The following is a 24,531-nucleotide window of genomic DNA, read 5'->3' on the forward strand; positions in this document are numbered from 1 at the left end:
GATACAGGAAAGACGTTCGAGGCGTCCGCCACAAGCACGGAGATTTCAGATAGTGAGCGACAGGCCCCTGGTCACCCGGTTTGCGGTCGGGATCAGCCGCTTCAAAACGTCCGCGAGCCGGGGCAACCGTTCGGCGGGGAGGGAGACGCCGAGCGAGCCGAGCGTGTCCCCGCTGTAGACCGGTACGGCGACGCAGACCGTGCCGAGGGCGTACTCCTCCAGGTCCGTGACAGCCGGGGCCACGGGCGACGAGGCCAGGCGCCGCAACAGTTCCGGTCGGCTGGTGATGGTCCGCGGCGTGAGGTCCGCGAGGGTGTGCCGGGCGAGGTAGTCGTTACGGGATTCCTCGTCCAGTTCGCGCAGTACGGACTTGCCCAGCGCTGTGGCGTGCCCCGCGTCCTCGAATCCGACCCAGAGGTCGACCCGGGGCGCCCGGGGCCCGTCGACGATCTCGGCGACCCTGATCTCGCCCTCCTCGTAGAAGGTGAGGTAGGCGGCGGAGGCGAGTTCGTCGCGCAGGGCGGCGAGTGTGGGGCGGACGCGGCTGAGCAGGGCCTGCCCGCGGCCCTGGGTCCGCAGCGTCTGCATCTTGTCACCCAGGATGAATCCACCGTCGTCAAGTTTGCGTATGTATCCGTCGTGGACGAGGGTCCGCAGCAGGTGATAGGCGGTGGCCAGAGGCAGCTCGGTCTCGCGTGCCAGCTGTTTGGCGGGCGCGCCGTTCTCGTGGGCGCTCACCGCCTCCAGCAGGCGGAAGGCCCGTTGGACGGAGGTGATGAGCGTCGGCCCGTCGCGAGCTCCCATGCCACCAGCGTGCGCCGAGGTCACGAGACAGGCAAGACGTCACCGGACCCGCCACCCCTCGACGGCGCCCCCGCCTGCGGCGCAGGGCTCCGGGTCAACACCTCGGAGTAGCAGACTCGGAGCGACCCATCGGCGCCCCCGCCTACGGCTCGGCACTCCGAGGCAACACCTCCGAGTAGCAGACTCGAAGCGCCCCCTCGGCGCCCCCGTCTGCGGCGCAACGCTCCAGGGCAACACCTCGGAGTAGCGGACTCGAAGCGCCCCCCGCCCCGGCGCCCCCTGCCCCGGGCACCCCCGCTCACGGCACCCCCGCTCACGGCATCGCCGCCTCGCGGGACGCCCGTCACGCGGGCCAGCCGTCGCACGGGACGCCGGTCACGCGGGCCAGCCGTCGCGCGGACCTGCCGGTCGCGGACCAGCCGTCGGACAGGCCTGCCGGTCGCGGACCTGCCATCGCACAGGCCGGCCGTACAGCGGACCTGCCGTCGCACGGACCTGCCGCCGCACAGGCCGGCCGTACCGCGGACCAGCCGTCGCATGGCCGGCCGGTCGCGGGCAGACCGCCCCGTGGGACGCCCCGCCCGCAAGGGCACTCGCACGGTTCAGGAGCCGCCGGGCTCGCGTCGGGCGAACCCGGTGCCGCCGAGGCGGCCGAGGAGGCCGGCGAGCTGTGTCGCCTCCTCCTTGGTCCACGTCGGCTCGGCGAAGATCTCCTCGGCGACGTGCTCGGCGGTGACGAGCATGTCCGCAAGCCGCTCCCTGCCGGTGTCCGTCAGTGCCGCATAGGCCACCCGCGCGTCACGGGCGTCCGCGTCCCGCCTGACCAGGCCGATGCGCTCCAGGGGTACGAGACCCCGGGTGACACCGGAGGCGGTCAGCCCCAACGCCTCGGCCAGATCCACCCGGCGCATGCGGTCGCCCGGAGCCTCGGACAGGCGCAGCAGCATCGTGAAGTCGGACAGGCTCACCCCGTGCAGTCCGCCCAGGCTCGCGTCGAACCGCTTCACCAGGGTGGCCTGTGCCCTCACCAGGCGCAGTGCCGCGTCCAGGCCCCTGCTCATTGACACCTCCTTGACTACTCAAGCATATTCGGAACGTAGGCACCCCATGAAGTACGAGGGATCAGGGGGTGTTCTGGGCCATGGACCGCCGCTGTCGTTTGCCGAGGGGGGCCTGGGACAGGTCCTCACCCTGGGACTTGAGTCTCTTGAAACCGTAGCCGCGCTCCGTCAGCCAGGCTGTCGCGGCGGTTTCGGCCCGTTCGACCGCCTCCAGGATGTCCTCCTCCGCCTCTCCCGAGTCCAGGAAGCGGAAGGTGAAGGCCGGCCGGGCGGCCAGGTCGTAGCTGAGGTGCCCCTCGGGGGTGAAGGCGGCCCGCAGGACGTCATGTTCTGACGCGCGGGCCAGAAGTTCGGCACGCTGGTCGGCGCCGAGCCCGTCGAAGACACCGCGAACGGTGATACGGAAGGTGCGTGTGGTCATCGGGCGAGCCTAACCAACGGGATCGGCCCTGTTCCACCGCGTTTCCATCGCGCTCACCGTCTGCGGGCAAGTGACGGAACCGGCGGGGGCGGACCGGGAGCGGGGTGGCCGCGCCCGGCCCTCAATCCTCGACCGGAGCACTCAGTGGTGGTGATGCCGGCAGTCCCAATGGCCCTTGACCCACACGTGGTCCCAGTGGCCGGGAACGTAGACCCACTTCTGCATCCAGCCGTGGCTGTGATGACCGTGGTGCCAGGTGTCGTGGTGGACCCACTTCTTGACCCAGTGGCCGGGCACCCACTTGTTCTCCCAGTGGCCCTTCTTCCACTCGCAGCGGTCGTGGTGACCATGGTGGTCAGCGGTCACCGAAGGCGTGGGCGACGGTGTCGGGGCCGCGGCGGCGGAACCGGACAGGCCCAACGCGGCCCCTCCGGCCAGCAGGCCCGTGGCGGCCGCACCGGCGAGCAGGCGCCGAGCGCTGATGCGTGCGGTCATCGGACTCACCTCCCTCGAAATGTGATGGACGTGCACAACGGGAGCCGATGTCACGGGAGTTCGCGCCGAAGCCGTCGGTACGTTCCAAGGCCCTCGATGTGCGGGACATAAGGTATTCGGAGCGACGAAAGGTATGTATGAGGATAGACCTCCGTAAGTTTTCGATACGAGTTTTCGGGAGGGTCCGGACAGGGCCGGTTCCGTGGGCGCCGAGCCCACGACCGGGCGCGGGGACTTCGCCGCGCCCTCGGCTCATACGCGGGGCGCGGTGGCTACGAATACACGGTGTCAGCGGCCGTCGCCTGCGCGGCTCCGGACGCTGACGGCGCCGGCCGGCGCCGCCTTCTCGGCGCGGCGGCCTGCGCGCACCCCTTCGGCGAACGGCCCGGTCGCGCTGCGGAGGAGACCGCCGCGACGGAGAGTCGAACCGGACGGGCCAGGCGAGAAGGACGCAACGGACGGATTCTGTGAGCGATGCCCAAGACCGGTCAGGACGGACACGGTTCGCGACGGCACCCCTCGGCGGAGGCATGGCTGGACGCCCGGCTCAAGCGCGCGGCGGAGGGCGATCATGACGCGTTCGCCGATGTCTACGACGCCCTCGCGCCGCCGGTCAAGGGCCTGATCCGCCGTGTGCTGCGGGACGAGGCGCAGGCCGAGGAGGTGACGCAGGACGTGATGGTGGAGATCTGGCGGACCGCGGGCCGCTATCGACCCGAACTCGGAACCGCCCGGGGATGGGTCCTCGCGCTCGCACACCGACGGGCCGTCGACCGGGTCCGGTACGTCCAGGCCAGTACGGCGCGGGAACGGCGCAGCGCGCTGCTCGCGGAGGACCGGCCCTTCGACGAGGTGGCCGAGGCCGTGGAGCGGCACGAGGATCACCATCGCGTCCGGCGCTGCCTTGCCTCCCTGGAGCGGCATCAACGCGTACCGCTGGTGCTCGCCTACTACCAGGGCATGACCTATCTGGAGGTGGCCGCCTGTCTGGCCACTCCGGCGGGCACCGTGAAGTCCAGGATGCGCTCCGGGCTGCGCCTGCTCCGCAGGTGTCTGGAGGCCGGGTGATGACTGCCGCCGAAGACCCGCACCAGCTCGTCGGCGCATACGTACTGCACGCTCTGCCCACGGCCGAGGAAGCCTCGTTCGAGAACCATCTGGCCGGCTGCGCCGCGTGCCGGGACGAGGTGGCGGAGCTGTCCGAGGTCACGCTGCGACTCGCCTCGCAGGAGGAGGCGGACCCCTCCCCCGAGCTGCGCCGACGCGTCCTCGACCGGATCGCCCACACGCGTCAGGAGCGTCTCCCGCACGGCCTTCCGGTCCATCAGCGGGCGCTGCGCGTGGCCCTGGCCGCGTGTGTGGCTGTCGCGGTGGCGCTCGGCGGCCTCGCCACGTGGCAGCACACCCAGGCGGACGAGGCGCGCGCCGAAGTCGCCGCCAGGCAGGCCCAGGCCTCCGCCCTCACCGACATCCTCACCGCCCGGGACGCCACGATCAGCACGCGGAAGCTGGGCAACGGGGCCGACATCAGTGTCGTCGCCTCCCGAGCGCAGGGCCGGGCCGCATTCATCGCCTCGGGCCTGCCCCGCCTCGGCAACGATCAGGTCTACGAACTCTGGTACGCCGCGAAAGCGGGCGGCCTTCGCCCGGCGGGCCTGCTCCCCGGCTCGGGCGGCGGGCACGCACAGGTGCTCCACGGGCCCCTGGACGACGCCAGAGCCGTAGGAATCACGGCCGAACCGGCGGGCGGATCACCACAGCCGACCAGCGAGCCACTCGGCATCGTCACGGTGCCCGCCTGATGCCTCCCGGGTCCGCGCCGACCGGGTCCGCGCCGACGACGCCGAGGGGGCGGTCGCCCCTCGACTCTCGCAACCGATCCATCCATCCCAGGAAGTAACAAAACAGGATATTTATCTTTTGATGCGATTCTCTCTTGATCATTCTATGCTGATGTGAGGGAGGGCTCGGGCGGCGGTCAACGGCCGGTCCTGGACCGGCGGGAAGCGGGCTTCCATGGTTGGGCGGCTTAAGTCGGGGCTGATCGGCGAAATGTCCGCCGAATTCCTCGGCACAATGATTCTCATCCTCTTCGGGTGCGGCGTGGTGGCCCAGGTGGTCGCCGGCGGCGCCCTCACGACGCCACCGGGCGGTCTGGGAAACCACGACAGCATCGCGTGGGCATGGGGTATCGGCGTCATCATGGGCGTCTACGTCGCGGCACGGCTGAGCGGCGCGCACCTCAACCCCGCGGTGACGGTCGCCCTGGCCACGTTCAAGGGATTCCCGTGGCGCAAGGTGGCGCCCTACGTGGTGGCCCAGACCCTCGGAGCCTTCGTGGCGGCGCTGATCGTGCGCTGGAACTACACGGACGCGCTGGCGAAGGCCGACCCCGGCCACACCATCAAAACCCAGGGCGTGTTCTCCACACTGCCCGCCAACGGCAACCCGAACCTGCCGGTCCACGAGTGGGGCGCGTTCCGCGACCAGATCATCGGCACCGCCATTCTGCTGCTGCTGATCATGGCCATCACGGACCTGCTCAACACCCCGCCGGGCGCGAACCTGGCCCCGTTCATCATCGGCCTGGTCGTCGTGGGCATCGGAATGGCCTGGGGCACCCTCGCGGGCTACGCGATCAACCCGGCCCGTGACTTCGGTCCCCGGCTGGCGAGCTTCCTCACGGGATACGGAGGGGCATGGCGAGATCAGTACGGGAACTTCTACTTCTGGGTGCCGATCATCGGCCCCCTGATCGGTGGTGTGCTCGGCGCAGGCATCTACAAGCTCTTCATCGGCCGGTTCCTGCCGACGGCTGAGCCCGAACCCGCGGGACGCGTCCCGGTTCCCGAGGACTGACCCCCCCAGCAGAGGCGGCAACCCATGGCTGACTTCGTGGGCGCGGTGGACCAAGGGACCACCAGCACCCGATTCATGATCTTCGACCACGCCGGCAACGAGGTGGCGAAGCATCAACTGGAACACGCCCAGATCCTCCCGCGCTCCGGGTGGGTCGAGCACGACCCGGTGGAGATCTGGGAACGCACCAACTCGGTGATCCAGAACGCCCTGCGGCACGGCAACCTGACCGCCGAGGACCTGGCGGCGATCGGCATCACCAATCAGCGGGAGACCACGGTCGTGTGGGACCCGCGCAACGGGCGTCCGTACTACAACGCCATCGTCTGGCAGGACACCCGGACGGATTCCATCGCCGCGGCCCTGGACCGTTCCGGCCAGGGCGATGTCATCCGCCGCAAGGCGGGGCTGCCGCCGGCGACCTACTTCTCCGGCGGCAAGATCCAGTGGATCCTGGAGAACGTGGACGGGGTCCGCGAAGCGGCGGAACAGGGCCACGCCCTGTTCGGCAACACGGACGCCTGGGTCCTGTGGAACCTGACCGGCGGCCCCGACGGCGGCATCCACGCCACCGACGTGACCAACGCCAGTCGCACCATGCTGATGAACCTCGAAACCCTCGACTGGGACGACGAACTGCTGGGCTTCTTCGGTGTACCGCGAGCCATGCTGCCCAGCATCAACTCCTCGTCCGACCGCGAGGCGTTCGGTACGACGCGCACCTCCCGTCCGCTGCGCGCCCCCATCCCCATCACCGGGGTGCTCGGCGACCAGCAGGCGGCCACCGTCGGACAGGTCTGCTACGCGCCCGGTGAGGCCAAGAACACCTACGGCACGGGCAACTTCCTGGTCCTCAACACCGGTACGGAGCTGGTCCGTTCGCAGCACGGCCTGCTGACCACCCTCGCCTACCGGTTCGGCGACAGTCCCGCCGTCTACGCGCTGGAGGGCTCCATCGCGGTCACCGGATCCGCCGTGCAGTGGCTGCGCGACCAGATGAAGATCATCACCAACGCGGCCGAGAGCGAGACGCTGGCCCGCAGCGTTGAGGACAACGGCGGGATGTACTTCGTCCCGGCGTTCTCGGGCCTGTTCGCCCCGTACTGGCGCTCCGACGCACGCGGCGCGATCGTCGGCCTCGCCCGGTACAACAGCAACGCCCACCTGGCCCGGGCGACCCTGGAGGCGATCTGCTACCAGAGCCGCGATGTCGTCGAGGCCATGGAGCAGGACTCCGGAGTGCATCTCGACGTGCTGAAGGTCGACGGCGGCGTGACCGCCAACGATCTGTGCATGCAGATCCAGGCCGACGTCCTCGGCGTACCGGTCAGCCGCCCCGTCGTCGCCGAGACCACCGCGCTCGGCGCCTGTTACGCGGCGGGTCTGGCCACCGGCTTCTGGAAGGACACCGACGAACTGCGCACCCACTGGCAGGAGTCCAAGCGCTGGGAGCCCCAGTGGTCCGAGGACCGGCGCCAGCAGGGGTACGCGGACTGGAAGAAGGCGGTGGAGCGCACACTCGACTGGGCGAAGGTGGAATAGACCGGTCCGTCGATCACGCGGGTGACCGAGGGTCGATCACGCTGGTGACCGAAGGACACTCCGTTCAGCCCCTGGCTCGTATCGCGTCAGGGGCTGAACGCCGCTCCGGGTCCCACGCGCACGTCCCATCCCGACACGAGGCCACTCGGTTCCCTCGATGTGGCCGGAGTCCAGCGGGCTGGAGCTACGGACCGGTCGAGGGCGAGGGCCGGATATTCTGACGTAATGATCGAAAATCTTCCCCCCTGTCCGACGTGCTCGTGCGAGTACACCTACGAGATGAACGCCCTTGTGGTGTGCCCGGAGTGCGGCCACGAATGGGTTCCCGCCGAAAACGATGCCGAGGGTGGGGCCACCACCGGGGAGCGGGTCGTCAAGGACGCTGTCGGCAATGTGCTGCAGGACGGCGACAGCGTGGTTGTCGTCAAGGCGCTCAAGGTCAAGGGGAGCCCTTCGGGGATCAAGGCCGGCACCAAGGTGCGCGGTATCCGGTTGGTCGACGGCGTCGACGGCCATGACATCGATTGCAAGGTCGACGGTTTCGGGGCGATGCAGCTCAAGTCAAGCGTGGTCAAGAAGGCCTGATCCGTGACTCGCGGGTGACCGAGGCGGCAGTGTCTTGCTGAATTGCAAAATTTAGCAATTGGTTAGATGCTGTGTTTGCTCTACCTGCAGGTAGCTGCGGGCGCAGCACTTTGTGTCTGCCCCGGGTGGGGCGCCATCCGGGGAAGGCGAGGGGTCGTGTCCGTTCCGCTGTACCTGGCTGAGCTGCTGGAGACCGGGGTTGCCGCGCGATGACCTCGGGGATCAGCCGGGTCCGGGCCCGGATCGCCTCGCTGCTGCCAACCCGCGGCGATCTGGCGGAGATGGGACGCAATCCCCGCCGGGACCTGCTCGCCGGGCTGACCGTGGCAATCGTCGCCCTGCCGCTTGCCCTCGGCTTCGGCGTCTCCTCCGGGCTCGGCGCCGAGGCGGGCCTGGCCACCGCCGTCGTTGCGGGCGCCCTCGCCGCGGTGTTCGGCGGATCGAATCTGCAGGTGTCCGGGCCGACGGGCGCCATGACGGTGGTGCTGGTGCCGATCGTGGGTCAGTACGGTCCGACAGGCGTCCTCACGGTCGGTGTGATGGCAGGAGTGATGCTCGTCGGCCTCGCCCTGCTGAAGGCCGGACGATACATGCAGTACGTGCCCGCGCCGGTCGTCGAGGGCTTCACGCTGGGCATCGCGTGCGTGATCGGACTGCAGCAGATTCCGGGCGCGCTCGGCGTGCCCAAACCGGAGGGCGACCGGGTACTGGTGGTGACCTGGCGGGCCATCGAGGAGTTCGTGCGGCACCCGAACTGGACGGCCGTCGCCATCGCCGTCGCGGTGGCCGCGGTCATGCTCCTGGGAGCCCGGTGGCGTCCGACCGTGCCGTTCTCCGTCGTCGCGGTGATCGCCGCCACGGTCGTGGCACAGGCCGCCGGGCTGACCGGGGCGAAGCCGATCGGTGAACTGCCATCGGGGCTGCCGGCGCCCTCGCTGTCCTTCCTTGACCTGGGCTCGCTGGGCTCCTTGATGGCCCCCGCGGTGGCGGTCGCGGCGCTGGCCGCGCTGGAGTCGCTGCTGTCGGCCTCGGTCGCCGACGGCATGACCGTCGGCCAGCAGCACGACCCGGATCGGGAACTGTTCGGCCAGGGCCTTGCCAACATCGCAGCCCCGTTGTTCGGTGGCGTACCGGCGACCGGGGCGATCGCGCGCACCGCGGTCAACGTGCGCACCGGTGCGAGCTCCCGGCTCGCCGCCCTCACTCACGCCGCGATCCTCGCTGTGATCGTCCTCGCGGCCGCGCCTCTCGTCTCGAAGATCCCGCTGGCGGCCCTCGCCGGTGTCCTGCTGGCCACCGCGATCCGCATGGTCGAGGTCGGTTCGCTGCGGGCGATGGTGAAGGCCACCCGCTCTGACGCGCTGATCCTCGTCCTGACCGCCGTCGCGACGCTGGCCCTCGATCTCGTGTACGCCGTCATCATCGGCCTGGTCGTCGCGGGCGCCCTCGCGTTGCGCGCCGTTGCGAAGCAGGCCCGCTTCGACCAGGTGCCTCTCGACCGCGGAGACCACACCGCCGAGGAACATGCCCTGCTCGCCGAGCACATCATTGCCTACCGCGTCGACGGGCCTTTGTTCTTCGCCGCCGCGCACCGCTTCCTGCTCGAGATGACGGAAGTGGCCGACGTACGTGTGGTGATCCTTCGCATGTCGCGGGTGTCGACCATGGACGCGACCGGGGCGCTGGTGCTCAAGGACGCGGTCCAGAAGCTGAACCGGCGCGGAATCGTCGTCCTGACCTCCGGAATCAGGCCGGGACAACGCCGAGTCCTCGAATCCGTCGGCGTGTTGGACCTCCTGCGGCTGGAGGGCCGCGAGTACTCCACTACCCCCGAAGCGATCCAGGAGGCCCGCGGCCACCTGGAGAGGGCCGGGGTTCTTCTCCCTGCCCGGAAGTCCGCCCGCAACGCCACAGAGATGAAAGAGGAGACACCCCGATGAGTGAGTTCGGGCGGCTGGTGGCGCGCACCCCGCCGCAGGCCGCTGCGGTTCGGTCGTCCGTGACGGGCCACGTCTACGAGGTCCGGTCCGCGACCGGCACCAGCACCAGCACCAGCTGGACGGTGACCCTCGCTGGTCCCGGCGAGGCGGTTACCGGCCCTAACGACGCCGCCCACTACCGCCGTACGCTCCTGGGCTGGAGCCACGGCCCGCACGACGCGATCGTCCGCATCCGTCCCCAGTCGGTATCCGGCTTCCGGCCAGCCCGGGGGACGGAGGGCTGATGTCCATGCTGTTCGAAGCCCTGCCCTACCGGCACGTTGTCACCCTGCCCAACGAGCCGTCCGCTGTCCGGCTGTCCCGCCGGACCGCTGAGCAAGCCCTGACCGAATGGGGGATCAGCCTGCGCCACCCCACCGTCGACCCGGCGCTGCTGATCCTCGGCGAACTGGTCACCAACAGTGTCCGGCATGCCGTGACGCTCTCTCCCCAGCTCACCGTCATCTATGCGGCCGGCTCCAACTGCCTGGCTTTTGCCGTCCACGACCGCCACCCCCACCAGCCGGCGCTGTACGGGGCCGCGATCGGCAGCGGAGCCGGGGGGCTGAGCACCGTCATGGAACTCACGCTCGGCCTGGGCGGCACCGCCGTCGTCCGCGGTGACGCCGACGGGAACGGCAAGAGCATCTGGATCACCCTGCCCCTGTGACCCGAGCCGGTCCAGGAGGCGAGCCGAACAGGCAACACCCACAAGAAGGTTCATCATCATGACGATCGAATGGCACTACACCGCCGGAGAGGATTTCAGTGTCCTCTCCGTCTCCGGGCACCTCGGACCCGAGGGTGCGCATCGCTTCGCCGGTGCCGTCGGCTGGGTCCTGGCCCGCGGCGCCGGTCCGGTCGTCGTCGACATGAGCGGGCTGCGCAGCTGGTCCGTCAACGGCCGGCTCGCCGTGATTGAGGCAGCGCGCCGGCTCAGCACACACGGACGCAGCCTGGAACTGGCCGCGATCCCCGCCGACGGCTCCCTCGTACCGGACGGCGACTGCCCGCCCATCACCATCCACACCGACCTTGCGGCGGCCGTCGCGGAACACGACACGGACGGCCGGGGCGGCGAGGGTCGACAACAGTGGCGTACCAGCGGCTGGCCCACCTGATTGCCGGCCGCTGTCCTCGCAGTACTCGAGGCGGCGTGCGGGGCACTTCAGCCGGACGACGCCCAGGCGGCCGCGCAGTGGGGTGCTTCTCACCCAGGCATCCTTCACGCGATATATTGAATTTCTAATCTTGGCAAGTCATGAGGCCTTCACTGCTCGAACGGGTGGACGGGTCCTCGCACACGGATTCGGCCCCGCCGACTCCGCGGGCGAAGATGGGCGCCATGTTGTTGACGAGTAGGTGGATGCGATGCACCGAGGACTGGCCAGCTCGGCCGGACAACTGTTCCGGGGAGGCGACAGCACGATGAGCACGCCGCTGTACCAGCTGAAGGCCGAGTTCTTCAAAACCCTTGGGCACCCTGCCCGCATCCGCGTCCTGGAACTGCTCAGCGAGCGTGAACACGCCGTCGCGGAGATGCTGCCCGAGGTGGGCATCGAAGCCGCGCACCTGTCCCAGCAGCTTGCTGTACTGCGCCGGGCGAACCTCGTGGTGACGCGCAAGGAGGGCTCGACGGTGTACTACTCCCTGACCAGCCCGCATGTGGCGGAGCTGCTCAGGGTCGCGCGGACGATCCTGTCCGGGGTGCTGGCCGGACAGGCCGAGCTGCTCGCCGACCTGAAGGCCGCTCAGCAGGAGATGAAAGCGCCCTCCTAGCGCCCTCCGCCCTGCCCTGTCGAATCCGTCAGCCGTCGCCCGATCCGAATCAGGGTCCTTGGCCCGGCCGCCGAAGGGCAGCTCGGCACGCGGGCCGCGCCGTGGCGCGGCGACGCCCGGAAGGGCGCCGCCGCAGGATGTGCCCACGTGTACCGGTCCCTCTCGCCCGTGGCCACGCGCAATCCACTGTTGAAATCATTCCGATATGGCGACTTGAAGAAGTCTTCATATCGTGGGCACACGTCGGCCAAGGGCTCCGGCCGGTCTAGATCTCCAGTTGGCCCTCGACGCGCTTGAGGTGGTGGCGGGCCATCGCCAGGTTCGAACGCGCCCTGTCGAGCACGAGATACAGGAACAGGCCGTTGCCGTTGCGCCCGGCAACCGGCCGAATGAGGTGGTACTGGTTTCCGAGGGTGATCAGGATGTCCTCGATCCGGCTCTTGAGCTCCAGCTGCTCCATGGCGCGCACCTTCGCGCGGACGACGTCCGTATTGCCGGCGGCGGCGACCGTCATGTCCAGATCCTTGCCCCCTCCCAGCGTGCCCAGTGCCATGCCACTGGTGTAGTCGACGACGGCTGCCCCCAACGCTCCCTCGGCCTCGGTCATCATTTCCTTCAGCGACACTTCAACACTCGCCATAGCGCCTCCCCTTGGTTGTCGGTCACGCGGCAGGACCGGCAACTGTCCGTGCCTGCCGCGTGACCGCACCGTATGCGCACGCCCGAGTCACCAGCGGAGGATCTCCGAGGCTGACATCTGGTGACCGGGCATGAGCGCAAGGGAACCGCTTACCGACTGCTCCTGTCGAAAAGTCGGGCACAAGGGGCGTACGCGGAACCAGCTCGGCGCGCACGGCACATCAGTCTCGAAGGCGGGGCCGTCCCCTGCCTCTCGATGTCCGAGGCGCGTTTCACCCGCGGCTCATCACTCCACCATCCGGGCCACACGCCGAATGATCACCCCCGGTCACGCGCCCACCGCCTCAGCTTCTCTATGCTCGGGGGCGAACATTCGCATCCATGAGGAGCAGAGCAATGAGCGACAACGTCTTCTTCGAGGTCACCGCCGACGGCAAGCCGCTGGGCCGCATCGAGTTCAAACTCTACGACGACGTCGTCCCGAAGACCGCGCGGAACTTCCGTGAGCTCGCCACCGGCGAACACGGTTACGGTTACAAGGGCTCGCCGTTCCATCGGGTCATCCCGGACTTCATGCTCCAGGGCGGCGACTTCACGCGGCAGAACGGCACGGGCGGCAAGAGCATCTACGGCGAGAAGTTCGCCGACGAGAACTTCACGCTGAAGCACACCAAGCCGGGTCAGCTGTCCATGGCCAACGCGGGCGCCAACACCAACGGCTCGCAGTTCTTCATCACCACCATCGTCACCGACTGGCTGGACAACAAGCACGTCGTCTTCGGCGAGGTCGTCCAGGGCATGGACGTCGTGAAGGCGATCGAGGCGCTCGGCAGCCGTTCCGGCACCACCTCGAAGAAGATCGTCGTCTCCGACTGCGGCACCGTCTGAGCGGTCCGGCAGCCTGGGTCCACCCCACGGACGAGTGCTGACGGAGGCGGCGGCGCGCCACCCGCCGCCTCCGTCGGGTGGCGCCCGGCTCCGGCGGGGCGATGTCCGGGCCAAGTCCGGTGGTCGGCACCCCCCGTGAGGCGGAAGGGCATCGCACCCGGTGCGAGTCCCACGGCCTGCGCACGGTCACCGCGCCAGAGGTGTTCCTGATGAACGAAGACGACGAGACTCTCGTACGGTCGGAGCGCCCTGCGCCGGACCAGTGGCCCCGGGTCGGGACCGCCGCCGCGTCGTGTCCCGCGCAGGCCGGCCGCTTCGTCGAGGAATGAGACCGCCACCGCCCGGTGGTCACGCCGACGCCCCTTCCGGGCCCGCCGTGCGGTCCGCCGCGCAGGACTCCGCGGCCACCGGAACCGATCGTGCCCCACGCGTCGCGGGGCCGCGAAAGAGTTCAGCCGGATTCGTGGCCGGATCCCGTACTCCAGGGGACCGGCCCGCCCGCGAGGGGTAGCCCCTTCCCGCACACGCCGAAGCGCGCGAGGGTTGGGGGGAGCTGGCCCGAGTGACACCGAGGGGGCGGACATCAGGGAAGCGCTTGTCAGGACGCGCGCAGCGGCAGCGAGCCATCCGCCGACTGCGCGCCGAAGGGCACTACGGGCCCTTATTACGTGAGGTGCTGCCGGCCCTCGCCGCGGTGGTCGTCACCCTGTGCGCGGTCGTAGCCGGCCTTGCCGTCGGCTACCGCCTGGCCGGCATCGGCGTACCCCTCGGCGCGCTCGTCGTCGTGGCCGTCGCCGCCCCGGCCGCGGTGCGGCGGCACCGTCCGCTGGCCCGTCGGCGCCTCGGCTTCTACACACCGGAGGAACTGGCGGAGCTGGACACGGCGGGGCTGGCCCTGGCCGTGTCCCGGATGCTGCGCCGGGACGGCTGGCGGGTGCTCCCTCAGCGGAGAACCGAGGACCGGGTCCGCGTACGCGCGCGCGACGGTCGCGGGCAGCGTCTGGAGGTCGCCTTCCGGCCCGTGGCCGAGCCCTTGCCCGACGAGGAGGTGCCCTCTCGTGCGGGACGTCCGGGCGGCCCCGGCCCGCCGATCCGTCTCGTGGTGCACCGCGGGGCCTTCACCCGGCGTGACGTCCAGTGGGCGCGACGGCAGGGCGGTGTTCGTCTCATCGACGGTTCGTGCCTCCGGCGCTGGGCGCACGGAACACCGCTGAACGAACTGCGCGACACCTCCTGAGCCCGCTCGGGCATGACCGCCGACCGGCGCGGAACACGTGCCGCGGGCACCGCGCTGAACCCCCTCCCGGACCGCCTCGTCGACCGACGCGTACGCCCTCGACGCCCCTCCTCGTGGTGGGCGAATGACGAATCCGCGCGCACCGAACATCCCCGTCACCCATGCCACACCCCTCACTTCCGAGCGCGGGCGCAACAGCCGTTTCACCGACAACAGGCAAGGTCAGCGGCATATGCACGGTCCGACCAGGTACTTGAAGGAAACCCCTTCGCACGGGCCGAAGGGCCGAATAGCGTGCGAGGACCCGAGCCGTTCCCCCCACCGTCCCGCGGTCCATGTACGCCGGGCCCGCACCCCACCAGGAGGCCGGCATGTCGTACGACAGTTCCGCCCCGCGTCCCACGCGACCGCCGCACGGACAGCGCGACTCCACCGCCCGGCCCGGCCCGGACCCCGCCGGGGAACCGTTACGCGGCGGGGCATCACCCCGCACCTGGACCGGGCACCATCGCGATCTGCGCATCCTGCGCCGCGCCTACCGCCGGCAACGGCGCGTGACCACGTTCGCGGTGCTCGGCTGCTTCACTCTCTTCCTCGGTCTCTCCGCCGGCTGCCCCGGCTTCATGGACCGTCCCGTCACCGGAGGCCTGTCGACGGGCCTGGTGCTCGCCCTCTCCCAGATCCCCGCCACCTGGCTCGCCGTGCTCGCCTACGAGCGCACCGCCCGCCGCTATGTCGACCCCCTCGCACGCCGCGTCAACCGGAGCACCCCCTGGGCGAGCGGCGAGCCGGGCCAGGAGCGGTGAACGCCTTCGGCGGCTCCACTCAGTCCTGGTCCCTCGTCGCCTTCTCCGTCGCCGTCACGGTGACACTGCTGCTGTGTGTGCTGACCGGCCCGGACAGCGACGATCTGGCGGAGTTCTACACCGGCTACCGCTCGCTCTCCCCGCTGCGCAACGGACTCGCCATCGCCGGCGACTACATCTCCGCCGCGACCGTGCTGACCATCGGCGGCGTGATCGCCCTGTGCGGTTTCGACGGTGTCGTGCTGGCTCTGAGCACGCTGCTCTCTCTGCTGGTGCTGATGTTCCTGCTGGCCGAACCCCTGCGGAACACGGGCAAGTTCACCATGGGCGACGTGCTGGCCCGCAGGATGCCCTCACGCGCCGTACGGATCACCGCGTGCGGCGTCACGATCGCCGCGCTCGTGCCGATGATGCTCGTCCAACTGGCCAGTACAGGGCAGCTGTTGGCCTTCATCCTCGGCTTCTCCGACAACTCCATGAAGACCGGCTGCATCGTGGGAGTCGGCACCCTGATGATCATCTACGCGGCCATCGGAGGCATGCGCGGCACCGCGTTGATCCAGCTCCTGAAAATGGTGGTGCTCCTCGGCTCCGGAATCGTCGTCGCGCTGCTGATACTGAGCAAGTTCCACTGGAACCCCGGGGTCCTGTTCACCGCGGCGGCGAAGCGCAGCGGCTCACCGGCCGCGTACCTGCACGGCGGGCTTCAGTTCGCCGGTGGCCCGCACCCCCGGCTCGACATGATCAGTACGCAGTTCGCCATCGTGCTGGGCGGTGCCTGCCTGCCGCACGTGACCATGCGCATGTTCACCGCCAACAGCGCCCGTCAGGTGCGGCGTTCGATGTCCTGGGCGGTGTCCTCGGTGGCGCTGTTCATGCTGGTGGCGGGCGTTGTCGCCATAGGAGCGACGGCGATGATCGGCCGGGCCCGCATCACCGCGGCCGACCCTCACGGGCACACGGCCTATCTGCTGGGCTCACTGGCCGCGTTCGGCCCGGTGATGTCCCGGGCCGAGACCCTCGTGTTCACCACGGTCACCACGGCGATCTTCCTCACCCTGCTCGCCTCGGTCGCCGGGATGACCCTCGCCTGTGCCAACTCGCTGGCACACGACGTCTTCGCGGGCCGGAAGGCCTCCATGTCTCCGCAGCGCGAGACGGCCTTCGCCCGCGGCTCGGCCCTGGTCGTCGGCGCGCCCGTGATCGCCCTCGCGGTGCTCGTCCAGCACCGCAGTCTGCAACCGCTCGCCACGCTGTCGTTCTGCGTGGGGGCCTCGGCGATCGCCCCCGCTCTGGTCTACAGCCTCTTCTGGCGCCGCTACACGCGGACCGGGCTGATGAGCACGCTCATCGGCGGCACCCTCGCCGTCCTGATCCTGATGCCGGGCACCAGACTGGTGTCGGGGTCCCCGACGTCCGCGTTTCCCGCCGCCGACTTCAACTGGTTCCCGTTCACCACCACGGGGCTGGTGTCCATCCCGCTGGGCTTCGCCTTCGGCTGGCTCGGCAGCCTGCTGTCCGGCCGCCGTGCGGCGGACCGGGAACGAGGGGTGTACGAGGGTGTCGAGAGCCTGATCCTCGCGGGGCCGCGACCGAGGGAGCGGTGACGGTGGCAGGGTTCCGCCACCGTCACCACACGCCCGTCCACCCTCAGTGGTCCACGCGCCTCTCAGTGCTTCACTCGCCCTGGACCACGATCTCGCGCTTGAGGATCTTGCCCGTGGGGCCCTTGGGCAGTTCGGCCGCGATCGTGACGATGCGCGGGTACTTGTACGCCGCGACCCGCTCCTTGGTGTGGGCGCGGATCTCCTCGACCGTGGCCTCGGCACCGGGCCGGAGCGTGACGACCGCCGCGACCTCCTCACCGTGCAGGGGGTGCGGCACGCCCACGACAGCGGCCTCGGCGACCGCGGGGTGCTCGTACAGCACCTCCTCGATCTCACGCGGATAGACGTTGTATCCGCCGCGGATGATCATGTCCTTCTTGCGGTCGACGATGAAGTAGAAGCCGTCCTCGTCGACGCGGGCCAGATCACCGCTGTGGAACCATCCGTCACGGATCGCCTCCGCGGTGGCCTCCGGGCGGTTCCAGTAACCGGTCATGATGTTCTCGCCGCGGATGGCGATCTCGCCGATCCCGCCGGGCTCGACCTCACCGCCGCCCTCGGCGACGAGCCGCATCTCGACCCCGCGGATGGGCAGCCCGATCGACCCCGGCTTGCGCGGGCGGTCCGGGTGGTTGAAGGCGGCGACCGGCGAGGTCTCGGACAGTCCGTACCCCTCCAGCACCGCGGCACCGAAGCGCCGCTCGAACCCGTGCAGCACCTCGACCGGGAGCGCGGACCCGCCCGAGACGGCCAGGCGCAGCCGACCGGTGTCGAAGCCGTCGGGAAGCTCGGCGTGCAGCAGTGCCGCGTACATCGTGGGCACGCCCAGGAACACGGTGACCTCGTCCCGGGCGATGATCTCCAGGGCGCTGCGCGGGTCGAACCGGGGCAGCAGGGTCAGCGTGGCGCCGGCGGCGACGGCCGTGTTGAGTCCGCAGGTCTGGCCGAAGGCGTGGAAGAGGGGCAGGCCGCCGAAGAGTACGTCGTCCGGTCCGACCTGGAGGAGGGTCTCGGACGTGGTGAGGGTGTTGCTGGCCAGGTTCCGGTGGGACAGTTCGGCGCCTTTGGGCGTTCCGGTGGTGCCCGAGGTGTAGAGGATCAGAGCGGCATCGTCGTCGGTCCGGTCCGGGGTGTCGCGCAGCGGCTCGTGGCCGCGCAGCAGGGCGCCGAAGGCCTCGGGCTCGGTCACCAGACAGTCGGTTCCGGTCTCTGCCGCCGCCTTCGTGACCTCCTCGGCGAACAGCGGGAAGACCAGCGCGATCCGGGCCCCGCAGTCGCGCAGGGTGAAGGCGACCTCACGGGCCTTGAGCAGCGGATTCATCGGGACGACGACACCGCCGGCCCGCATGATGCCGTAGTAGAGGACCGGGAACAGCGGGACGTTGGGCATGGTCATCGCGACGCGGTCGCCCGGCAGCACGCCGCGGTCCCGCAGCAGCGCGGCCACCCGTGCACTGGCGTCGTCGAGTTCGGCGTAGGTGAGCGTGCTGTCGTCATGGCGGACGGCGACGCGCTCGCCGTGGGCCGCGACGGTGGCGGCCAGGAGGGTGACGAGGTTGGTCATGCCGGGTATCTCCTTGAATTCGTCGCGGCGGGCACGGCGGTGCCGCGCGGTCGGATCACATCGCGAAGAGTGACCCAGTGGCGTGCGTCCTGGCTACCTGGCCCCTGCGGAAAGGCCAGCCACAGGCGCAGCGAGTGACGTTTGTGTTCCGGCGATCGATGGTCCTCGAACGCCGAGCGGGCGTGCATCACGCGGTGTGTGTTGAGCAGCAGCAGGTCCCCGACCTGGAGGTCGAGGTCGAACCGGTACTCCGGGGAGCCGGCCACGGAGTCGATGAGATCGAAGAGTTCCCGGTCCGCCGCCTCCAGGCGGGGCACTTCGGGGAAGCGCTGGGCGGATTCGAGATAGCACCGGTTGTAGCGCATGCTCAGTGCCCCGGAGTGGCCGTCGGGGCGGGAGACCAGCGGGGCGGCCGTGTAGGGCGGCTCACCGGGAGCGTGTTCGTCGCGGCGGTCGAAGTGGTACGTGCGGTACAGGCGCCCGGCGAGATCGGGGCGCAGGTCCAGTACGGCGTTGTGGACCGCGGCCGAGCTGACCAGGGAGATCCGTCCGCCGGTGCGGGGCGCCCGCACCGGCAGCAGGGCGAGGAGATCGGCGCCGCCGGTGTGGAAGGGCAGGGCCTCCCGGGTCTGATAGCCGCGCACGTCGGGGTCGCTCAGGCCGCGCCCGGTGTCCCGGACGTGGCCGAGGACGACTCCGTCGGCGTTCTGCGGGACCGGATGCCCCAGGTGCCGGCCGAGGCCCCAGAAGACGGTGCTCGCGGCACTCTCGCCGAGCCGCTCGACAGGGATGCCCCGGACGATCGCGAATCCCCGTCCGTGTTCGAGGACCCCGGCGAGGCGCTCCAGGTCGGCGGCGAGGGTGGGGAGCGGGAAGTCGGCGGCTGTCAGCCTCAACAGGGTGAGATCCCGCCTGCGTGCCGCGTACAGGGCGGAGTCGATCTCGGCGAGCCGGGGCGCCGACAGCCGCAGCTGCCACTCCTCGGGGTGTGTTAGGTCCTGGCCCTTCCACACCGAGGGGCCCGAGCGGGGCGTGGGCGTGGGCGGCGCCTGGTCCGCGTCCGTCGTTCCTGTCATGTTCGCCTCCGATCCGTCGCGTGTTCACCTGTACGCGAGTGGTCCCCTGATGGACCGGCCGGTGAACGGCGTCATGCTAGGTTCCTCGACCACCGCCGCGCTTGTCATGGCGGGACAGGAGACTAGGCTTTTCGGGACATCCCTGGAGTGCGCCTCATGAGACCTCTGGTCCGCACCGCCGCCCTGAGCGGCTATGTCGAGCTGTGCCGCTCCCTCGGCATCGATCCGCAGGCACTGCTGAAGCGGGTGGGCCTGGACACCGCCGCCCTCACCGTGCAGGACCGGTGGATCTCCGGCACGGCCGCCGTCGAGGTACTGGAACTGTCGGCGGCCGAGTCCGGTCACGAGGACTTCGGGGTGCTGCTCGCGGAGTTCCGGCGCTTCTCCAATCTCGGCCCCATCAGTCTGGTCGTCCGCGAGGAACCCGACGTACGCAGCGCGCTGGAACTGCTGATCCGCCATCAGTACATGTACAACGAGGTGCTGCACACCCGGCTGTCCGAGGGGGACGGACTGGCCACGCTGAAGGTGGATCTGCGGCTCGGTGAGGTGAGGGAGTCCCGGCAGGCGACGGAGCTGGCCGTCGCCGCCTTCCACCGCATCCTGAGCGACTTCCTGCACACCGGCTGGCAGCCGCTCTCCGTGTGGTTCCGTCATTCGGCGCCGTCGGACAGCACGGAACACTGGCGCACGTTCGGGCCCATCGTGGAGTTCGACCGCGAGATCGACGGCATCGTCTTCTACGCCGACGACCTCGACGCGCCCAACGCCATGGCCGACCCGCTGCTGCGCGAGTACGCCCGCCAGTACTTCGACGCGATCGCCGTCCCCAAGGACACCACCGCCGCGGACCGGGTGCGCGAACTGATCGAGGTCCTGCTGCCGACCGGGCGCTGCTCGATCGAGCAGGTCGCGCGCAGCCTCGGCGTCGACCGGCGCACCGTCCACCGGCATCTGGCCGCGTCGGGCGAGACGTTCTCCTCGCTCCTCAATGTCACCCGCCGCCATCTCGCGGAACAGTTCGTCGCGAACCCGCGGCGCTCACTGACGGAGATCTCCGACCTGCTGGGGTTCTCGTCGCTGAGCGGTTTCTCGCGTTGGTTCCGTGAGCAGTTCGGGTGCAGTCCGAGAGCGTGGCGCGGCAGCAACGCTCCGTAACGGCTCCAGCCCCTGCGCCCCAACTCCCCACGGGGACTGCCGTGACGGGCGGGACGGGTGTCCGGGCCATGCACTGCCCGGCACGGCGCGTCACGCCACCGATGTCCCCAAATGACAAATCATCTGTCCCCTGACGGCAAGCACACTCATGGGCTCGGCCCTACCTTTGCACCACCGCACAGAAGACGCGGTCGGCCGCCGGAGGGAGCCGTGCCACTCCCCCGGCACTCCCTCCGGAACGGCCGATCGCAGCGGGCCACCTCGCGCCCGCTGTCACCCGGTGACCCGCATCGATCCCCGCCGGACATCCCAGGGCCGCGCAGTTCGCGGCGATGCTCCCGGCGAGTGATCACCGATCCGACGAAGGAGACGGACCGTGCACTTCCACGACGACTCACTGTTCCCCGAGAACCAGGAAAAGCTCGTCATCCAGGCCGCTCCCTACGGGCCCGAATGGCTTCCCGGAGACGCCGACGACCTCCCCCTGACGATGGACGAGCACGTACAGGCGGCTGTCGACTGCTACAACGCCGGCGCCACCGTGCTCCACATCCACGTGCGGGAGCTCGACGGCAAGGGCTCCAAGCGGCTCTCCATGTTCAACGAGCTGATCGGCCGCCTGCGCGAGGCCGTGCCGGACATGGTCCTGCAGATCGGTGGGTCCATCTCGTTCGCCCCGGAGGGCGAGGGCGCGGACGCCAAGTGGCTCGACTTCGACAGCCGTCACATGCTCGCCGACCTGGACCCGAAGCCGGACCAGGTCACCATCGCGATCAACACCAGCCAGATGAACATCGTCGAGATCATGACCGACGACGATCTGGAAGGCACCTCGATCGCCAAGCCGGACTACTACAAGGCGTACCGGGACATGTACCTGGAGGCCGGTCCGGACTTCTACCTGGAGCACCTGAAGCGTCTGGCCGCGAGCGGCATCCAGCCGCACTTCCAACTCGCGACGCTGGCCCAGCTCGAAACCGTGGAGCGGCTCATCCGAGCCGGTGTCCACACGGGCCCGCTGATCCTCAACTACGTGGCGATCGGCGGCGGTTTCTCGGGCCGTCACCCGGCCGACCTCATCGAGTTCGTCCGTCGCGCCCCTGACGGCGCCGTCCTCACCATCGAGGCCTCCATGCGCGCCGTGGCGCCCATGAACGCGATCGGCATCGCGCTCGGCGTGCACGTCCGGGTGGGCAACGAGGACAACCTGTGGCGGCGCAAGGGCGAGCGCATGTCCAGCGTCGAGCAGGTCGAGCAGATGGTGCAGATCTCCGAGGCGCTCGGCCGTGACATCGCGACCGGCGCTGAGGCCCGGAAGATCTACAAGCTCGGCGAGACCTACTCGAGCACCGACGAGACGCTGGCCCGCCTCGGCATGGTGCCGAACCGGCGTCCCGGCCAGCGCGGCTTCATGCTGCGCGACGCCTGACCCCACGGCGGACCGCCGTGCCGGCCGACGGCCAAAAGACCACCCTTGCAGTCCGCCCCGCTGCCTCACTGCGCAGCATTGCGGCCCACAAGGCCACGGTCTCGGCCACCCGGTCACGGCCAGGACCACCGTCCCGGCCGCCCAGCCACGGCCAGGACCACAGTCCCCGGCTCGCCAGGCCACGGCCAGGACCACAGTCCCAGCCCACCCGGCCACGGCCAGGACCACCATCCCGGCCACCGGGCCACGGCCAGGACCACAGTCCCCGGCTCGCCAGGCCACGGCCAGGACCACCGTCCGAGCCCACCCGGTCACGGCCAGGACCACCATCCCGGCCACCGGGCCACGGCTGGCAGCATCGTGGCCCGCCCGGCCACGGCGCGGGCCACGCACCGGCCGCCCGATCGAATGGCGGCCGTGGCACCGGCCCCGCGCCGGCCGCTCGGCCGGGCACCGGCCGGCCCGACCGACCGTCGCGCGCGTCCCCGCACCACCGGCCCGACCGACCGTCGGCCACCGCGCGACAGGCCGGTCGCGGCCGGAACCACCGTGGCGCCGCTCTGCTCATCACGCCACGCGGCCGCCGGGGCCAGGCCCCCCGGCTCCGGCGGCCCCTTCCCTCCCTATCCCCCTCCCCTTCACCCGACACCCAACAACGGAGCACTCCCGTGGCCCACGCCATTCGATTCAAGGAGACCGGCGGTCCCGAGGTCCTGCGCTGGGAGGAGGTCGTCGTCGGCGACCCCGGCCCCGGCCAGGTCCGGATCCGCCACCACGCCGTCGGACTGAACTTCGCCGACACCTACTTCCGCACCGGGCTCTACCCCGCGCCGCTGCCCGCCGGGCTGGGTGTCGAGGCGGCCGGCGTGGTCGAGGCGGTGGGCGAGGGCGTCACCCAGTTCACCGAGGGGGACCGGGTCACGTACACCGGAAGTCCGCTCGGCGCCTACAGCACCGAGCGGGTCATGCCCATCGACTCGCTGATCAAGCTGCCGGACGGCATCGCCTTCGAGACCGCCGCGGCCATGACCATGCGCGGTCTGACCTCCGCGTACCTGCTCCGCAGGATCCACCCCCTCAAGGCGGGTGACACGATCCTGCTGACCGCGGCGGCGGGCGGCGTCGGCCTCATCGTCTGCCAGTGGGCCAAGCTGCTCGGTCTGAACGTCATCGGCACCGTCTCCACCGAGGAGAAGGCCGAACTGGCCCGCGCGCACGGCTGCGACCACGTCATCCACTACCGGTCCGAGAACGTGGCCGAGCGGGTGCGTGAACTCACCGACGGCGCAGGGGTCCCGGTGGCCTTCGACAGCGTCGGCAAGACCACGTACAACTCCTCGCTCGCCTCGCTGCGTCGGCGCGGCCTGCTGGTCTGCTTCGGCACCGCCTCCGGTCCCGTCCCGCCCATCGACGCCATGCAACTCGCCGTCCAGGGCTCCCTGTTCGTCACCCGGCCGGCCCTCGCGGACTACATCGCGGACCCCGCGGAGCGGGCGGACCTCGCGGGCGAACTCTTCGACCACGTCACCTCCGGCCGCATCACCATCGAGGTCAACCAGCGCTTCGCCCTCGAGGACGCGGCCCAGGCGCACCGCGAACTGGAGGCCGGACAGACCACCGGATCGTCCGTCTTCGTCCTCTGAGCCCCACCACTCCCCGCGGTTCAACTCCACTCTCTCCAGGAGGAAGCACCATGGATCACACGCTCGCTCCCCCCGAGGGCGCACCGGTCCTCGCCCATACCCGTGGCTCGATCAAGGTCGAACCGCTGACCTGTACCATCGGCGCGGAACTGTCCGGAGTGAACCTCGGCGACGCCTCACGCGACGAGGATCTGTTCGAAGAGATCAGGGCCCTGCTGCTCCAGTACAAGGTGCTGTTCCTGCGCGACCAGGACATGACGCGCGCCGAACACGTCGCCTTCGCCGAGCGCTTCGGCGCGCTCGAGGACCACCCGGTGGCCGGCAGCGACCCCGAGAACCCCGGCCTGGTGCGGATCTACAAGGACCTGGACAGCCCGGCGGAGCACTACGAGAACGCCCTGCACACCGATGCCACGTGGCGCGAGCGCCCACCCATGGGCGCCGTACTGCGCTGCATCGAAGGGCCCCCCGTCGGCGGGGACACGATCTGGGTCAACATGGCCGAGGCCTACCGCCGACTGCCGGAGAACATCCGGACGACGATCCGGGGGCTGCGGGCCCGGCACAGCATCGAGGCCACGTTCGGCGCCGCCATGCCGCAGGAGAAGCGGCACGCCCTCAAGGAGCGGTTCCCGGACGCGGAGCACCCGGTGGTGCGCGTCCACCCGGAGACCGGCGAGGAGATCCTCTTCGTCAACGCGTTCACCACCCACTTCGTCAACTACCACACGCCCGAGAACATTCGGTTCGGGCAGGACTTCGCCCCCGGCGCGAGCCTCCTGCTCAACTACCTCATCGGCCAGGCCGCGATCCCGGAGTACCAGGTGCGCTGGCGCTGGACCCCGAACAGTGTCGCCATCTGGGACAACCGCTCCACCCAGCACTACGCCGTACAGGACTACTGGCCCGCCGTCCGCCGGATGGAGCGCGCCGGGATCGTCGGCGACAGACCGTTCTAA

General features: G+C 70.0%; 26 protein-coding genes. 19 read left to right on the forward strand and 7 right to left on the reverse strand.

The features are described from left to right. Nucleotides 1-45 precede the first annotated feature (45 nt). The 4 genes from ACFYR3_RS15965 to ACFYR3_RS15980 form a co-directional block, all read right to left on the reverse strand. Entirely contained in the window at nucleotides 46-804 is a 759-nt protein-coding gene (locus ACFYR3_RS15965) for an IclR family transcriptional regulator C-terminal domain-containing protein (RefSeq protein ID WP_355841835.1), read from the reverse strand. A gap of 602 nt (nucleotides 805-1,406) precedes the next feature. Further along, nucleotides 1,407-1,865: a MarR family transcriptional regulator gene (locus ACFYR3_RS15970; protein ID WP_389283423.1), complete on the reverse strand. Its 459-nt coding sequence runs from the start codon at nucleotides 1,863-1,865 to the stop codon at nucleotides 1,407-1,409. Between the two features lie 61 nt (nucleotides 1,866-1,926). Continuing rightward, nucleotides 1,927-2,286: a DUF6204 family protein gene (locus ACFYR3_RS15975; RefSeq protein ID WP_355841841.1), complete on the reverse strand. Its 360-nt coding sequence runs from the start codon at nucleotides 2,284-2,286 to the stop codon at nucleotides 1,927-1,929. A 141-nt stretch (nucleotides 2,287-2,427) separates the two neighbouring features. Further along, nucleotides 2,428-2,781, reverse strand: a complete 354-nt coding sequence (locus tag ACFYR3_RS15980; protein WP_355841844.1) for a hypothetical protein — start codon at nucleotides 2,779-2,781, stop codon at nucleotides 2,428-2,430. A gap of 474 nt (nucleotides 2,782-3,255) precedes the next feature. Between ACFYR3_RS15980 and sigK the strand changes: the two genes are divergently transcribed. The 10 genes from sigK to ACFYR3_RS16030 all read left to right on the forward strand — a co-directional run bounded on the left by sigK (nucleotide 3,256) and on the right by ACFYR3_RS16030 (nucleotide 11,525). Beyond that, nucleotides 3,256-3,849: an ECF RNA polymerase sigma factor SigK gene (gene sigK, locus ACFYR3_RS15985; RefSeq protein WP_355841847.1), complete on the forward strand. Its 594-nt coding sequence runs from the start codon at nucleotides 3,256-3,258 to the stop codon at nucleotides 3,847-3,849. After that, nucleotides 3,849-4,583, forward strand: a complete 735-nt coding sequence (locus ACFYR3_RS15990) for an anti-sigma factor domain-containing protein (protein WP_389283426.1) — start codon at nucleotides 3,849-3,851, stop codon at nucleotides 4,581-4,583. The genes sigK and ACFYR3_RS15990 overlap by 1 nt, the downstream gene beginning before the upstream one ends. Before the next feature lie 214 nt (nucleotides 4,584-4,797). Further along, nucleotides 4,798-5,640: an MIP/aquaporin family protein gene (locus ACFYR3_RS15995; RefSeq protein WP_261705810.1), complete on the forward strand. Its 843-nt coding sequence runs from the start codon at nucleotides 4,798-4,800 to the stop codon at nucleotides 5,638-5,640. Nucleotides 5,641-5,664: 24 nt separating this feature from the next. Next, nucleotides 5,665-7,182, forward strand: coding sequence for a glycerol kinase GlpK (glpK, locus tag ACFYR3_RS16000; RefSeq protein ID WP_355841853.1), 1,518 nt, complete (start codon nucleotides 5,665-5,667; stop codon nucleotides 7,180-7,182). Between the two features lie 225 nt (nucleotides 7,183-7,407). Continuing rightward, a complete protein-coding gene (locus ACFYR3_RS16005; RefSeq protein ID WP_355841856.1) occupies nucleotides 7,408-7,767 on the forward strand; it encodes a zinc ribbon domain-containing protein YjdM in 360 nt (119 codons plus the stop codon). A gap of 209 nt (nucleotides 7,768-7,976) precedes the next feature. Then, a complete protein-coding gene (locus ACFYR3_RS16010; protein ID WP_389283429.1) occupies nucleotides 7,977-9,707 on the forward strand; it encodes a SulP family inorganic anion transporter in 1,731 nt (576 codons plus the stop codon). Then, nucleotides 9,704-9,991: a hypothetical protein gene (locus ACFYR3_RS16015; RefSeq protein WP_355841862.1), complete on the forward strand. Its 288-nt coding sequence runs from the start codon at nucleotides 9,704-9,706 to the stop codon at nucleotides 9,989-9,991. Before ACFYR3_RS16010 ends, ACFYR3_RS16015 begins: the two co-directional genes overlap by 4 nt. Then, nucleotides 9,991-10,416, forward strand: coding sequence for an ATP-binding protein (locus ACFYR3_RS16020; protein WP_355841865.1), 426 nt, complete (start codon nucleotides 9,991-9,993; stop codon nucleotides 10,414-10,416). Before ACFYR3_RS16015 ends, ACFYR3_RS16020 begins: the two co-directional genes overlap by 1 nt. A 58-nt stretch (nucleotides 10,417-10,474) precedes the next feature. Next, a complete protein-coding gene (locus ACFYR3_RS16025) occupies nucleotides 10,475-10,867 on the forward strand; it encodes an STAS domain-containing protein (RefSeq protein WP_356781370.1) in 393 nt (130 codons plus the stop codon). A 307-nt stretch (nucleotides 10,868-11,174) separates the two neighbouring features. Then, complete coding sequence (locus ACFYR3_RS16030; protein WP_355841871.1) at nucleotides 11,175-11,525, forward strand: metalloregulator ArsR/SmtB family transcription factor; 351 nt, start codon at nucleotides 11,175-11,177, stop codon at nucleotides 11,523-11,525. A 265-nt stretch (nucleotides 11,526-11,790) separates the two neighbouring features. Here the strand turns inward: ACFYR3_RS16030 and ACFYR3_RS16035 are convergent, their stop codons facing one another. Next, nucleotides 11,791-12,165, reverse strand: a complete 375-nt coding sequence (locus tag ACFYR3_RS16035; protein WP_355841874.1) for a hypothetical protein — start codon at nucleotides 12,163-12,165, stop codon at nucleotides 11,791-11,793. Between the two features lie 395 nt (nucleotides 12,166-12,560). On the opposite strand from ACFYR3_RS16035, the gene ACFYR3_RS16040 reads away from it, so the two are divergent. The 5 genes from ACFYR3_RS16040 to ACFYR3_RS16060 all read left to right on the forward strand — a co-directional run bounded on the left by ACFYR3_RS16040 (nucleotide 12,561) and on the right by ACFYR3_RS16060 (nucleotide 16,702). Continuing rightward, nucleotides 12,561-13,052 carry a peptidylprolyl isomerase gene (locus ACFYR3_RS16040; RefSeq protein WP_355841877.1) on the forward strand — a complete coding sequence of 164 codons (492 nt, stop codon included), beginning with the start codon at nucleotides 12,561-12,563 and terminating at the stop codon, nucleotides 13,050-13,052. A 101-nt stretch (nucleotides 13,053-13,153) separates the two neighbouring features. Then, complete coding sequence (locus ACFYR3_RS16045; RefSeq protein WP_389283433.1) at nucleotides 13,154-13,381, forward strand: ferredoxin; 228 nt, start codon at nucleotides 13,154-13,156, stop codon at nucleotides 13,379-13,381. 266 nt (nucleotides 13,382-13,647) lie between these two features. Continuing rightward, nucleotides 13,648-14,289 (forward strand): hypothetical protein, encoded by a 642-nt coding sequence (locus tag ACFYR3_RS16050; RefSeq protein WP_355841880.1) that lies wholly within the window; start codon nucleotides 13,648-13,650, stop codon nucleotides 14,287-14,289. A 371-nt stretch (nucleotides 14,290-14,660) separates the two neighbouring features. After that, nucleotides 14,661-15,095, forward strand: coding sequence for a DUF485 domain-containing protein (locus ACFYR3_RS16055; protein WP_389283435.1), 435 nt, complete (start codon nucleotides 14,661-14,663; stop codon nucleotides 15,093-15,095). Beyond that, the gene (locus tag ACFYR3_RS16060) at nucleotides 15,092-16,702 is read left to right on the forward strand and encodes a cation acetate symporter (protein WP_389283437.1); all 1,611 of its coding nucleotides are present in this window, start codon (nucleotides 15,092-15,094) and stop codon (nucleotides 16,700-16,702) included. The genes ACFYR3_RS16055 and ACFYR3_RS16060 overlap by 4 nt, the downstream gene beginning before the upstream one ends. Nucleotides 16,703-16,772: 70 nt before the next feature. Here the strand turns inward: ACFYR3_RS16060 and ACFYR3_RS16065 are convergent, their stop codons facing one another. Together ACFYR3_RS16065 and ACFYR3_RS16070 are read right to left on the reverse strand one after the other, a co-directional pair. Continuing rightward, nucleotides 16,773-18,266 (reverse strand): long-chain fatty acid--CoA ligase, encoded by a 1,494-nt coding sequence (locus ACFYR3_RS16065; RefSeq protein WP_389283439.1) that lies wholly within the window; start codon nucleotides 18,264-18,266, stop codon nucleotides 16,773-16,775. Continuing rightward, complete coding sequence (locus tag ACFYR3_RS16070) at nucleotides 18,263-19,342, reverse strand: TauD/TfdA family dioxygenase (RefSeq protein ID WP_389283441.1); 1,080 nt, start codon at nucleotides 19,340-19,342, stop codon at nucleotides 18,263-18,265. The genes ACFYR3_RS16065 and ACFYR3_RS16070 overlap by 4 nt, the downstream gene beginning before the upstream one ends. Before the next feature lie 156 nt (nucleotides 19,343-19,498). Between ACFYR3_RS16070 and ACFYR3_RS16075 the strand changes: the two genes are divergently transcribed. The 4 genes from ACFYR3_RS16075 to ACFYR3_RS16090 all read left to right on the forward strand — a co-directional run bounded on the left by ACFYR3_RS16075 (nucleotide 19,499) and on the right by ACFYR3_RS16090 (nucleotide 24,531). Next, the gene (locus ACFYR3_RS16075) at nucleotides 19,499-20,500 is read left to right on the forward strand and encodes an AraC family transcriptional regulator (protein ID WP_355841895.1); all 1,002 of its coding nucleotides are present in this window, start codon (nucleotides 19,499-19,501) and stop codon (nucleotides 20,498-20,500) included. 376 nt (nucleotides 20,501-20,876) lie between these two features. Then, nucleotides 20,877-21,929 (forward strand): 3-keto-5-aminohexanoate cleavage protein, encoded by a 1,053-nt coding sequence (locus ACFYR3_RS16080; protein WP_355841897.1) that lies wholly within the window; start codon nucleotides 20,877-20,879, stop codon nucleotides 21,927-21,929. Nucleotides 21,930-22,597: 668 nt separating this feature from the next. Continuing rightward, on the forward strand, nucleotides 22,598-23,572 hold the full coding sequence (locus ACFYR3_RS16085) for a quinone oxidoreductase (protein ID WP_355841900.1): 975 nt from the start codon (nucleotides 22,598-22,600) through the stop codon (nucleotides 23,570-23,572). Between the two features lie 50 nt (nucleotides 23,573-23,622). Then, nucleotides 23,623-24,531 carry a TauD/TfdA dioxygenase family protein gene (locus tag ACFYR3_RS16090; protein WP_389283443.1) on the forward strand — a complete coding sequence of 303 codons (909 nt, stop codon included), beginning with the start codon at nucleotides 23,623-23,625 and terminating at the stop codon, nucleotides 24,529-24,531.

The organism is Streptomyces sp. NPDC005784, assembly GCF_042871525.1.
In the GTDB taxonomy this organism is placed as follows: domain Bacteria; phylum Actinomycetota; class Actinomycetes; order Streptomycetales; family Streptomycetaceae; genus Streptomyces.

Excerpts from the sequence above, each read along its gene's own strand:
- ACFYR3_RS15980 (WP_355841844.1), bottom strand. The coding sequence starts at position 2,781 with ATGACCGCACGCATCAGCGCTCGGCGCCTGCTCGCCGGTGCGGCCGCC.
- ACFYR3_RS16030 (WP_355841871.1), top strand. The coding sequence starts at position 11,175 with ATGAGCACGCCGCTGTACCAGCTGAAGGCCGAGTTCTTCAAAACCCTT.
- ACFYR3_RS16045 (WP_389283433.1), top strand. The coding sequence starts at position 13,154 with ATGTCCGGGCCAAGTCCGGTGGTCGGCACCCCCCGTGAGGCGGAAGGG.
- ACFYR3_RS16020 (WP_355841865.1), top strand. The coding sequence starts at position 9,991 with ATGTCCATGCTGTTCGAAGCCCTGCCCTACCGGCACGTTGTCACCCTG.
- ACFYR3_RS16010 (WP_389283429.1), top strand. The coding sequence starts at position 7,977 with ATGACCTCGGGGATCAGCCGGGTCCGGGCCCGGATCGCCTCGCTGCTG.
- ACFYR3_RS16075 (WP_355841895.1), top strand. The coding sequence starts at position 19,499 with ATGAGACCTCTGGTCCGCACCGCCGCCCTGAGCGGCTATGTCGAGCTG.
- ACFYR3_RS16065 (WP_389283439.1), bottom strand. The coding sequence starts at position 18,266 with ATGACCAACCTCGTCACCCTCCTGGCCGCCACCGTCGCGGCCCACGGC.
- ACFYR3_RS15970 (WP_389283423.1), bottom strand. The coding sequence starts at position 1,865 with ATGAGCAGGGGCCTGGACGCGGCACTGCGCCTGGTGAGGGCACAGGCC.
- ACFYR3_RS15965 (WP_355841835.1), bottom strand. The coding sequence starts at position 804 with ATGGGAGCTCGCGACGGGCCGACGCTCATCACCTCCGTCCAACGGGCC.
- glpK (WP_355841853.1), top strand. The coding sequence starts at position 5,665 with ATGGCTGACTTCGTGGGCGCGGTGGACCAAGGGACCACCAGCACCCGA.
- ACFYR3_RS15975 (WP_355841841.1), bottom strand. The coding sequence starts at position 2,286 with ATGACCACACGCACCTTCCGTATCACCGTTCGCGGTGTCTTCGACGGG.
- ACFYR3_RS16040 (WP_355841877.1), top strand. The coding sequence starts at position 12,561 with ATGAGCGACAACGTCTTCTTCGAGGTCACCGCCGACGGCAAGCCGCTG.
- ACFYR3_RS16035 (WP_355841874.1), bottom strand. The coding sequence starts at position 12,165 with ATGGCGAGTGTTGAAGTGTCGCTGAAGGAAATGATGACCGAGGCCGAG.
- ACFYR3_RS16025 (WP_356781370.1), top strand. The coding sequence starts at position 10,475 with ATGACGATCGAATGGCACTACACCGCCGGAGAGGATTTCAGTGTCCTC.
- ACFYR3_RS16055 (WP_389283435.1), top strand. The coding sequence starts at position 14,661 with ATGTCGTACGACAGTTCCGCCCCGCGTCCCACGCGACCGCCGCACGGA.
- ACFYR3_RS16005 (WP_355841856.1), top strand. The coding sequence starts at position 7,408 with ATGATCGAAAATCTTCCCCCCTGTCCGACGTGCTCGTGCGAGTACACC.
- ACFYR3_RS16015 (WP_355841862.1), top strand. The coding sequence starts at position 9,704 with ATGAGTGAGTTCGGGCGGCTGGTGGCGCGCACCCCGCCGCAGGCCGCT.
- ACFYR3_RS15990 (WP_389283426.1), top strand. The coding sequence starts at position 3,849 with ATGACTGCCGCCGAAGACCCGCACCAGCTCGTCGGCGCATACGTACTG.
- ACFYR3_RS15995 (WP_261705810.1), top strand. The coding sequence starts at position 4,798 with ATGGTTGGGCGGCTTAAGTCGGGGCTGATCGGCGAAATGTCCGCCGAA.
- ACFYR3_RS16070 (WP_389283441.1), bottom strand. The coding sequence starts at position 19,342 with ATGACAGGAACGACGGACGCGGACCAGGCGCCGCCCACGCCCACGCCC.
- ACFYR3_RS16090 (WP_389283443.1), top strand. The coding sequence starts at position 23,623 with ATGGATCACACGCTCGCTCCCCCCGAGGGCGCACCGGTCCTCGCCCAT.
- sigK (WP_355841847.1), top strand. The coding sequence starts at position 3,256 with ATGCCCAAGACCGGTCAGGACGGACACGGTTCGCGACGGCACCCCTCG.